The sequence below is a fragment of the Kitasatospora nipponensis genome, assembly GCF_039528135.1.
GTDB classification, from domain to species: domain Bacteria; phylum Actinomycetota; class Actinomycetes; order Streptomycetales; family Streptomycetaceae; genus Kitasatospora; species Kitasatospora nipponensis.
In genome coordinates this window covers 1-1,076 of the sequence record NZ_BAAALF010000508.1, presented here as the reverse complement: position 1 = coordinate 1,076, position 1,076 = coordinate 1, and the positions used below count along the sequence as shown (strand labels likewise).

2 protein-coding genes are annotated in these 1,076 nt (G+C 73.4%); both read right to left on the bottom strand.

The features are described 5' to 3' along the window. Positions 1-115 precede the first annotated feature (115 nt). On the bottom strand, positions 116-469 hold the full coding sequence (locus ABD323_RS41540) for a hypothetical protein (protein WP_344447274.1): 354 nt from the start codon (positions 467-469) through the stop codon (positions 116-118). A gap of 11 nt (positions 470-480) precedes the next feature. Next, positions 481-1,076 (bottom strand): P-loop NTPase family protein (locus ABD323_RS41535; RefSeq protein WP_344447273.1); only part of this gene is annotated, 596 nt, incomplete at its 5' end.

The window sequence follows — 1,076 nt, the reverse complement described above, 5'->3', positions numbered from 1 at the left end:
GGTCCACAGCCCCGGCGGGGGGGGTGCCCACCCGGGGTGTGCGGGGTGCGCACCCCCGTGTGAGCTGGCGTGATACGCCTCGCACCCGTGATACGTGCGACGGGTAGCACCCGTGCTACGGGTGCGTCTGGCCGGTCCGCCGGAGGTGGTCGAGGACCAGGTCCTGCTGCTCGGCGGCCAGGCGGAACAGCAGGCTGACGACCTGGTGCTTCGGGACGCGGGTGGCGAAGTGCAGCGCGTCCACCGCGCGGGCCAGCGCGTCGGCGGCCTCCCGCTCGGCGTACCAGCTGCGGCGGGTCATCTCCACCTCCGCATTCACCAGCTCGGGCGCCGGTGGGTCGGCCACCGGACGGGAGCGCCGGCTGCTCTCGGGCATCCGGGCCGCGATCCGGCGGCGCTCCTCCTCGGTCAGCTGGTCCGGGCTCGTCAGCTCGGGCACCACCTGGTCCGCGGGCGGGGTCATCCTCACCTGGCGCACCATCAGGCGGCCGTCCCCTCTGCCTCGCGGATCTCCGACCACACGGCGCGGTAGTCGTCCAGGTTGGTCGGGCAGGTGTCGATGGCCCGCTCGTACTCGACCCGCTGCGGGATCACCGCGTCGAGCACCGGCCGCTCCTCCGCCTCCAGCTCCCGCCGCGCGTCGGCCGGCTGACTGGTCCGCGCGTCGCAGCACGTCAGCAGGACGTACACCGCGAACCCTCCGCCCTCGTGCCCGGCGGCCGCGGTGCGGGCCTGCTTGAAGGTGGCGCCGAGCTGCTTGCGGTCGGCCTTCGACGGGGCGAGCGTGACGATCAGCCGGGTCGCCTTCTCCAGCACGTCCGCGAGCAGCGAGGCGTTGCCGCCGCCGACGTCGACCACCACGTGGTCGAACTCCTTGCGCAGGTGCGTGACGTACTCGCCGAGATCGGCGAACGGATACCTCTCCACCGTGAACGGCAGCGGGGTGCCCGCCAGGGCCGCGTCGCGGGCCCAGCCGTAGGCGGTCTGGCTGACGCTGTCGGCGTCGACCACCACCACGGTGAACCCGTGTACCTCGCGCTGGTGCTCTGGTCCCTCGGGTTCACCGTGGTGGTGGT